At 66.1% G+C, this 8,321-nt stretch carries 9 protein-coding genes; 1 reads left to right on the top strand and 8 read right to left on the bottom strand.

Going from position 1 to position 8,321, the window contains the following annotated elements; all coding sequences use genetic code 11:
• The 3 genes from AC13D8_RS09055 to AC13D8_RS09045 all read right to left on the bottom strand — a co-directional run.
• Window positions 1–88 (bottom strand): DUF6330 family protein (locus AC13D8_RS09055; RefSeq protein WP_482967182.1); only part of this gene is annotated, 88 nt, incomplete at its 3' end.
• A 23-nt stretch (window positions 89–111) separates the two neighbouring features.
• Entirely contained in the window at window positions 112–1,050 is a 939-nt protein-coding gene (locus AC13D8_RS09050; RefSeq protein ID WP_037239986.1) for an ArdC family protein, read from the bottom strand.
• A 41-nt stretch (window positions 1,051–1,091) separates the two neighbouring features.
• Window positions 1,092–1,577 carry a hypothetical protein gene (locus AC13D8_RS09045; protein WP_034452064.1) on the bottom strand — a complete coding sequence of 162 codons (486 nt, stop codon included), beginning with the start codon at window positions 1,575–1,577 and terminating at the stop codon, window positions 1,092–1,094.
• 337 nt (window positions 1,578–1,914) lie between these two features.
• Between AC13D8_RS09045 and AC13D8_RS09040 the strand changes: the two genes are divergently transcribed.
• A complete protein-coding gene (locus AC13D8_RS09040) occupies window positions 1,915–2,208 on the top strand; it encodes a hypothetical protein (protein WP_009503883.1) in 294 nt (97 codons plus the stop codon).
• A 28-nt stretch (window positions 2,209–2,236) separates the two neighbouring features.
• Here the strand turns inward: AC13D8_RS09040 and AC13D8_RS09035 are convergent, their stop codons facing one another.
• Genes AC13D8_RS09035 through AC13D8_RS09015 form a run of 5 tightly spaced genes read right to left on the bottom strand, consistent with a single transcriptional unit; the run spans window position 2,237 to window position 8,312 of the window.
• On the bottom strand, window positions 2,237–2,527 hold the full coding sequence (locus tag AC13D8_RS09035) for a hypothetical protein (protein WP_009503882.1): 291 nt from the start codon (window positions 2,525–2,527) through the stop codon (window positions 2,237–2,239).
• Between the two features lie 5 nt (window positions 2,528–2,532).
• Complete coding sequence (locus AC13D8_RS09030) at window positions 2,533–3,234, bottom strand: VIT1/CCC1 transporter family protein (RefSeq protein WP_009503881.1); 702 nt, start codon at window positions 3,232–3,234, stop codon at window positions 2,533–2,535.
• A complete protein-coding gene (locus AC13D8_RS09025) occupies window positions 3,231–5,138 on the bottom strand; it encodes a heavy metal translocating P-type ATPase (protein ID WP_009503880.1) in 1,908 nt (635 codons plus the stop codon). The genes AC13D8_RS09030 and AC13D8_RS09025 overlap by 4 nt, the downstream gene beginning before the upstream one ends.
• 5 nt (window positions 5,139–5,143) lie before the next feature.
• The gene (locus AC13D8_RS09020) at window positions 5,144–6,124 is read right to left on the bottom strand and encodes an FAD:protein FMN transferase (protein WP_037239984.1); all 981 of its coding nucleotides are present in this window, start codon (window positions 6,122–6,124) and stop codon (window positions 5,144–5,146) included.
• On the bottom strand, window positions 6,105–8,312 hold the full coding sequence (locus AC13D8_RS09015; protein ID WP_057821759.1) for a PepSY domain-containing protein: 2,208 nt from the start codon (window positions 8,310–8,312) through the stop codon (window positions 6,105–6,107). Before AC13D8_RS09015 ends, AC13D8_RS09020 begins: the two co-directional genes overlap by 20 nt.
• Window positions 8,313–8,321: the final 9 nt, after the last annotated feature.

Genomic DNA, 8,321 nt, shown 5'->3' with positions numbered 1-8,321 from the left:
AATAGGCACCGCGCTTGAAGGTGATGATCTTGCGGCGGCCGTCGTTGAAGCAGGCCACCCGCAGCGTTTTGGGTTCCTTACGTGACATGGGTGTCTCCGTTCTCCGTGTGGTCAGGCGGCCTCGGCACTGCGCCCTGCCCTGCCCACCTCCGATCTGGCGATCAGATAGTCGCAGGCGCGCTGCGCGTCCGCGGCGTGCCGGAAGATCGCGCCCTTGTCCGACCGAAGAACGCGCAACCAGTTGTGGAGGTAGGCGGCATTCATCTCGAGCGTATGCGCCGTGAAGCCGAGCGTCTGACCCAGGAACACCGAGGTCAATTCCGCGACGATTTCCTCGCGCGCATAGGACGTGTTGCCAAACTTCGAGAACCCGAAATCACGGTTCAGTCGATGCGGGGCTTTCGTGGCATGGGCCAGCTCATGCGCCCAGACCCCGTAGAAATTGCGCGGGTCCTGAAACCGTGTGATGGATGGCATGTAGACCTTGTCCACGGGGGGCAAATAGTACGCCTCCGTGCCCGTGAAGACGGTTGTGATGTCGATGGCATCGAAAAACGCCTGCATGTGCGGGATCGGCTCGGACGGCGGATGCTTGGGCGCGGGCTCTGGGTCAGGGTAGAAGCTGTCGGGCAAGCCCTCGATCTGGCAGGCATTGAACACACGGTAGGATTTCTGGAAGCGGAAGATACGGGCTTCCTCGGAGTGATCATCCCCGTCGCTGTGAACATGCTCATCGCCGGCGTCTCTCCGGCTTTGACCGTAGTAAACGACGACAGAGGACTTCTCGCCCTTGCGGACCTTTGCGTCCAACGCATTGGCCTGCGGCAGCGTCATCCAGAAGGGAGAGCTGTGGCCCGCCATCACGGTCCGCATCGTCAGCAGGAAGTTGTTCACTCCCTGGTAGGGTTCTCCGCCCACGCGCAGGGGACGAGAGCTGCCACCTGCGGTCCAGGGCTTGCGCCACGGCAGGACGCCGCGCTCGATGATGCGGATGATTTCGTTTGTGATGACCTCTGAGGCATCGAATTTGGGCGTACGGGATCGGGCCATGGTTGGCCTCCTTTTCGAGTTTTGGTGAGAGGGAGTGGTGACTAGGTTGACCGACAGGGGCGCGGATCGTTGGCGATCCTGGCACCGAGGGCTTCGACCATGTGGATGTAGGTGGTCAGCGACACGGACTTGCCGGGACCCGAAGAGTCAGGGTCGACCGATCCGTTCCGCGCAACCCGCGGCAGGTTCGCGAAGGCGATGACATCGGTGACGGGTCGGATATCGATGAACGGCGTGCCACGTGCGACCGCAAAAGCGGCCAAGGGAAAGCGCTCGATCGGTGCGAAACTCGACACGGTGGTCAAGCCGAGGTGGATGAATGTCCCGCCCTCTCCGCAGATCACATGGGCATTCGGCAGCTTCGCCGCCTGCCTGAGATAGCCGAGATCACGCAGGACGGTCTGGCGTTCGAGCCGCTGTGCCAGCAACGTCTGGCCAGTTCGGCGCAGATCTCTATGCCGCCACCAGGAGGCGGCGGTCGCGCGCAACACGCGCAAGACACCTGTTTGCATGGGAATGCCCTTCATCAGGAACGGCAGACCGGAACCCGGCCCGGACCCATCTGAGGGACCCCGAAGGCCCTCATCCATCAGTCACAAAACCCGAAGGACACTTTCACTCTTTAGGGATCTGATGCCGGAGATTGTTAAATGCGAAGCTCATGAGAACGCAGAATCCTGCACTTTCCGGCATCAGACCCCAATGAGGAACAGGATCAGGCCCGGACACCCTCTTTCGGGCATCCTCAGGCCTGACCTCCCCCGGCCCTCCTCTTCCTCTCAAACCCCATGATTTCCGCAGGTGGCTTGATTTTGTTCCTGTTATGTTCTATTTTAAGAACCACGCTAAGAAGGGAGATCCCCGATGGAAAGCACCACTTACGCCCTGCCCGCGACGCCCAAGCAGATCGCCTATGCGCGCGCGCTGGCCTTGCGCACCCAGACGCTTTTGCCGTGGGAGGTTCAGCAAGATCGGCGGTCCCTGAGCGCCTGGATCGACGCACAAGCCAAGTTGAACCCGGGCGCGCAGGACAGCCGCCCGACATCGAAGCAGGTCGCCTTCGCCGAGCGTCTCGCCCGGATCAAACGCCGCGCCGTCCCGGATGAGTGTTTCCGCGACAAGGGGCTGATGTCAAAATGGATCGATGGGAACAAATGAAGCTGGGTAGCCCCTGCGGTGATTGAGACTACTTCAGCCGATCAACAATCGATGCCCCGCCCGACCTGGCAAGCGCGATCAGGCTGGACTGGATTTTGGATGTGAAGACGGAACTGAACGTGCCGATGGGCGTGCGGTCCTCCCAGACATAGGACCGCTCCAGAATATCGGTGTTGATCTCGTCCAGCATGACCCATTTGCGGACATGGGTTTCTGACCCCACGCGCTGCGACTCGATCTGTGGCACCTCGATGATCAGCACGATGTTGACGAGCGTTGCCGCAACAAGCAGCCGGAGCGGGGTTCGGGTACACCCCATTGACTCTAGCCTACGGCGACCCCGAACAGCGCACCGACCCCGGCTGTCGCCGCCATTGCAAGCGCTCCCCATAGCGTGACCCGCGTGGCCCCACGGACGACGCCTGCGCCGCCGGCCGAAGCGCCCAATCCGCCAAGAACCGCAAGGCCAAGGATCGTCGATCCCGCCACCAGGGGAGCGATCTGCGCCTCCGAGACCAGCAGCACGACGATCAGGGGCAGCACCGCCCCAACGGCGAAGGTCAGTGCGGACACCAGAGCCGCCTGGATAGGGCGGGCGGTAAAGGTTTCCGAAATGCCGAGCTCGTCGCGCGCATGCGATCCGAGCGCGTCGCGTTCAGTCAGTTGCACGGCAACCTTTTTCGCCAGGTCGCGGTCCAGCCCCCTTTCAACATAAATCAGGGTTAGTTCCTCGAGCTCGGCCTCGGGCGTTTCCTCGAGTTCACGGCTCTCTCGGGCGAGGTCCGCCTGTTCGGCGTCAGTTTGCGAGCTGACCGAGACATACTCCCCCGCCGCCATCGACATCGCACCAGCCATAAGCCCGGCCAGCCCGGCGATCATGACCTCGGGCTTGCCGGAGCCTGCGGCCGCGACGCCGACGACGAGGCTCGCGGTCGAGACAAGACCATCGTTGGCTCCGAGAACGGCGGCCCGCAACCAGCCGATGCGATGCACCATATGGATTTCAGAATGTGATAGACGGCTCATGGCGTGGCTCCTTGAACGATGTCACCTTGCTCTGACGTGATGGCCTGTGGTTTGCCCGTAGCTGGCTCCTGCGGCGCGATGCGCAGCGCGCGCAGGGCGTTCAGGATCACGGCAACGTCGATCACTTCTTGCAGGAGCGCGCCCTGGACCGGCGTGAGGTAGCCGAAAGCGGCCGCGATCATGCCCATGACAGACAGGCCGATCCCGGCGACAACGCTTTCGACCGCTATCCGCCGCGAGGCCCGCGCGATCTCGATGCCGGGCCCCAGCCGGTCGATCCGGTCGACGAGCAGCACCACGTCGGCGGCCTCGGCCGAGGCCGCGGCGCCCCGTGCCCCCATTGCCACGCCTACATCGGCTGCGGCCAGGGCGGGCGCGTCGTTGACACCATCACCCACCATCATCACCGGCCCGTGTTTATGCTCGGAAAGCACCAGTAACACCTTTTGATCCGGCGTCAGACCGGCCCGCAGCCCGTCGAGGCCCAGCCCCTCGGTCACGCGCTCGGCCACGTCCGCGCGGTCGCCAGTAGCCAGAAGGATGCGCGCGATCCCTTGACGGCGCAGACCGTCCAGCATGGCACCCGCTCCCTCGCGCAGCGGGTCGGACATGACGAGGTGCCCGGCCATGTGACCGTCAACTGCCACTGCGACAAGGACCGATCCGGCGCCCTTGGCGGGGTGATCGCCCACCATCCGCCCGACACGGGACGCCACGAAGCCGTCGCCGCCGACGATCACCTCGCGGTCCTCCACACGACCCAAGACCCCTTCGCCCGGGATCTCAGCCACTTCTGTCGGAACGGGCAGTGTGAAGGCCCGCGCCTTTGCGGCAGCGACGATGGCCTGCGCCACAGGGTGTTTCGATGCCTGATCGAGCGCGGCGGCAAGGCGGAGGATGTCGTCCTCGGTCATGCCATCGTGGCTGTCGATCGAGATGATCTGCGGACGGCCATCTGTCAGCGTCCCCGTCTTGTCGAGGATCAGCGTACGGATGCGCGCCATTGTCTCGAGCGGCCCTGCGCCCTTGATCAAAACGCCAAAATGCGCCGCACGCGAGAGACCCGCGACCAGTGCGACCGGCACGGCAAGGATCAGCGGACAGGGCGTGGCGACCACCAGCACGGCGACCGCGCGGATCGGATCGCCTGTGAACCACCAGGCCGCGAAGGCGATACTGACGGTGACGACCAGAAAGCCCAGCGACCAGCGGTCGGCCAGCCGGGACATCGGCGCTTTGGACGCCTGCGCTTCCTCCACTAGACGAACGATCCCGGCATAGGTGCTGTCCTTGGCCTCGCGCGTCGCCGTCAGGTCGAAGGCCTCGCCCGCGTTGGTCGATCCGCTCATGGCGTCGGCCCCGCGCGCCAGCCGGACTGGCAGGGACTCACCCGTCAGCGCCGCGGTGTCGAGGAAGGCGGTGTCGGACGCCACCGTGCCGTCCACGGGAACGACATCACCCTGCCGGATCAGCAGGCGATCGCCCGGTGCGATCTCCTCGAGAGGCACATCCTCAAGACCGCCGTTCCGGTGCCGCGTCGCGGTCCGGGGTACGCGGGATAAAAGATCCTTCATCGAACGACGTGCACGGCCCTCAGCGAAGGCTTCGAGGAAAGTGCCTCCAGAATACATGACTGCGACGACAGCCGCAGCCAAGGTCTCGCCGAAGACAAGCGCCGCCGACATCGACAGCGCGGCAACGATATCGAGGCCCACCTCGCCGCGCCCAATGCTCCGGACGATTTCGACCACAAGCGCTGCCAGCGCGGGAACAACTCCTGCAATCCAGATCAGGGTCGCGATCTCTGGTTGGCCCGCAAGGTAGAATGCGAGTCCCACGATCAGCCCGGTTGCGGCCATCAGCAGGAGTGCGGTCTTGAAGCGATCGGTACGGGTCTGTTCCATGCGGCTCATCTTCCCCCGGCTGAGGCGATTGCCGCTGGTTCTTCGGAAAAAAGACGCCCGACTCCCACGCCCATTGCATTGCCTTCATCATCGCGCAGAAGAAACAGGGCGTCGAGTCCACGTTGTCTTGCGAGGTCCGCACCCCTCTCCGCACCGAGCACCATCAGCGCCGTCGCCCAAGCATCGGCCTCGGCACAGGTGCGGGCCACGACGGTGACGGAGGCGGGCGGCGCGATCAGCGGCGCGCCACGTCTCGGATCCATGGTATGCGACAGGCGGCACCCCTGAACCTCCACCCAATGGCGGTAGTCACCGGATGTCGCGACGGCGGCGTCCTGCAGCGCCAGAACCGATTGCGGCGTCCGGCGATCAGGGTCCGGCGCTTCTACCGCGATGATCCATGCCTCGCCATCGGGGCGCAGGCCCATGGCACGCATCTCACCGTCGATGCCGACAAGGGCGTCGGCAATCCCATGATCGCGCAAGGTCTCGGCGAGCTGGTCGACGCCATAGCCCTTGGCGATGCCGTTCAGATCCAGCGCAATGGGCGCGGTCTTGCGCAACTGCATCCCCTCGATCTCCAGCACCTCCTGCGCCGGGCGGCGGGGGGCGTCCATCGCGGCGCGGATACCCTCGGGCGCGGCGGCCCCGGGCCCGAAGCCCCAGGCCGTCACCGCATCGCCCATTCCGATATCGAAGGCCCCGCCCGAGGCGCGCCCGATCTCGAGCCCGAGGCGCAGGACCGCCCGCAGTTGCTCCGGCACCACCACCCAATCGCCCACCGGCGCCGCGTTGATCCGCATGAGCGCGCTCTCCGCGTTCCACGTCGACATCTGCGTGTCCACCTCGTCGACAACCGCCTGAAGGGCGGCACGGATTGCATCCGTGTCGCGGCCCCGATCCGCGAAGAACAGGGCCGACCAGCGCGTGCCCATGGTGGGGCCGTTCAGGACGATGCGCGCGCGCTCAGTAGACATCTTCGACATACCGCCCCTCCGCCTTCAGAACTGCGGGCGTCAACCCGAATGGTGAGAGAATTTCGGCCAGCGCATCGGTCACACCCATGGCCATGTCGCGCCCGCCGCAGACCATCACGCGGGCCCCGTTGCGAAGCAAACGCGCAACTTCGGTGGCCTCTCCACGCAGCGCGTCCTGCACGTAATGCGGAAGCGTCCCGCGCGAGACGGCCGTGACAAGCCGGGTCAACCGCCCCTCTGCCTGCCAGCCGGCCATCTCCTCGCCATAGAAGAAATCGCTGTCCGCATGCCGCATGCCGAAGAACAGGTGCACGGGCCTGTGCCGCGCATTGCCGCGGATGAAGCCCGCCAGCGGCCCGATGCCGGTGCCCGCCCCGATCAGGATCAGCGGGGTGCGACCGCGACCGGCGTGAAAGCCGGGATTGCGCCGCAGAAAGGCCCGGACCGTATCGCCCGGTTCCAGCGCGGTCAGCTGGCCCGAGGCCAGACCGCCCGGATGCTTGCGCACCACGATCTCGACGAACCCGTCGCGCCGGCCCGAGGCCAGCGAATAGAGGCGCGGCACCGGGCTGCCCTGCGGCAGGACGCCGATCAGGTCGCCCGCCTGGAACCGTGCGAAGCCCGTGCCCGTCAGCCGCTGCCACGGCGTTGCGCGCGGCAGGGCGAAGCGCAGGATCGCGGCCCCCGCCTGCATCTCGGCCCCGTAGTTGCGCCGCGAGACGAGGTTCAATGTTTCGGTGCGCGGCGAGACGGGCTGATGAAAAAGCTCGAGAGAGATGCTAAGCGCCTCGCCAAGAGCGCGGCCCCAGCGCGCGAAATCCTGTGGCGATTGGCGGTCGATCGTGTCCAGCGGCATGAGTTCGGCCCAGCCCTTCGCCTGCGCCGCTGCCGCAACGGCGTTGGCGAAGGCGCAATAGGCCGGAAAGCTGCGGTCGCCGAAGCCGAGCACGGCCATCTGGATATCAGGCACAGGGGCCGACGCGTTCAGCCGGTCGAGAAAGCCCTTCGCCGAGGACGGAGCGGCACCATCGCCATAGGTCGCGGCGAGCAGGATGATGCGCTCGGCACGGGCGTAGCGCTCTGGCGCGAAGCCCGACATCGGGCCAACATGGACGCCCTGCCCCGCTGCCGTCAGCGCGGCATGCAGGGTCGCGGCGAAGCCCCAGGTGCTGCCACCCTCGCTGCCGACAAGAATGATCGTCTCGGCACGGCCCGCGGGCTGGTTGCCCCGGATGCGCGGCCGCCCGCGCCGCCCGGCAAGCCAGATCAAGACGCCGGTCACGCCCATCGCCGGCACTCCGAGCGCCATCATCCCGAGCACAAGGCCGAGCGTCGCGGCCCCCTGCCCCGTGTGCAGCATGTAAATGGTTTCCGAGACGCGCTCCCACCCGGTCAGGTCGGCCCATGCCACGAGCGCGCCGGTTCCCTGGTCAAGATAGCCGGTGCCCCGGTCGGTCTTCAGTGTGAACACGTCCGTCGCGTCGCCGGGATAGGGAAAGCTCAGTTCGCGCAGCTCGGCGACGGGGGCCTGCAGCAGCGTGGCCATCTGATCGAGAGCGAACCCAATTTCTCCGCTCACTTCGGTGGGATCAGCCGGCAGGACGCTACCGTCCGGCAGAAGATCGAAGGTGGAGGCTGTCATCCAGAGGGCGGTGGTGGAGGACAGAACGAGGCCGATGACGGCGATCCGGGCGATCTCGACATGCAGCCTGCCCGCGAACGGACCGCGCAAGGACGCGAACCAGTGCCGCCATCCGCCCGCCCGTCGCGCGACCAGCATAGCACCCGAGAGCGAGAGGACCAGCATCGCCGCGGCCCCGGCGGCCATGGCGATACGCCCGCCATCTCCGAGGAAGAGCGAGCGATGAAAGTTGGTGAGCCAGCGAAGGGCCTGGTTCGGGTCGGCCGAGGCCACGCCCGCGCCCGTCGCCGGGTCGATCACGGCAGCACCCGGCGCGCCCTGATCGAACCAATAGGCGGTGATCCGACCGGAGGGCGACCGCCGGATCTGCTCGACGCCCGGATAGACGACCTGGATGCGGTCCGCGAGGGTGGCGACTGTCAGGCCAGTCTCCACCTGCGGCGCGGTGATGCGCTCGACTGCCGGAAAGACCGAGAGCGCAGCGCCGCTCAGGCTCAGGATCGTGACGAGCGCGAGTGCCAGAAGACCCGGCCAGCGATGGAGTATACGGATCATGGCCCTGCC

The sequence above is a fragment of the Roseovarius sp. B-10 genome, assembly GCF_056859295.1.
Note: the sequence above shows the minus strand (reverse complement) of the source record. Positions and strands in the feature narration are given on the sequence as shown.

What these genes read in the sequence shown, in the direction of transcription:
- AC13D8_RS09040 (WP_009503883.1), top strand. Translation starts at nt 1,915, where the DNA reads ATGGAAAGCACCACTTACGCCCTGCCCGCGACGCCCAAGCAGATCGCC.
- AC13D8_RS09030 (WP_009503881.1), bottom strand. Translation starts at nt 3,234, where the DNA reads ATGAGCCGTCTATCACATTCTGAAATCCATATGGTGCATCGCATCGGC.
- AC13D8_RS09020 (WP_037239984.1), bottom strand. Translation starts at nt 6,124, where the DNA reads ATGTCGAAGATGTCTACTGAGCGCGCGCGCATCGTCCTGAACGGCCCC.
- AC13D8_RS09050 (WP_037239986.1), bottom strand. Translation starts at nt 1,050, where the DNA reads ATGGCCCGATCCCGTACGCCCAAATTCGATGCCTCAGAGGTCATCACA.
- AC13D8_RS09025 (WP_009503880.1), bottom strand. Translation starts at nt 5,138, where the DNA reads ATGGAACAGACCCGTACCGATCGCTTCAAGACCGCACTCCTGCTGATG.
- AC13D8_RS09035 (WP_009503882.1), bottom strand. Translation starts at nt 2,527, where the DNA reads ATGGGGTGTACCCGAACCCCGCTCCGGCTGCTTGTTGCGGCAACGCTC.
- AC13D8_RS09015 (WP_057821759.1), bottom strand. Translation starts at nt 8,312, where the DNA reads ATGATCCGTATACTCCATCGCTGGCCGGGTCTTCTGGCACTCGCGCTC.
- AC13D8_RS09045 (WP_034452064.1), bottom strand. Translation starts at nt 1,577, where the DNA reads ATGAAGGGCATTCCCATGCAAACAGGTGTCTTGCGCGTGTTGCGCGCG.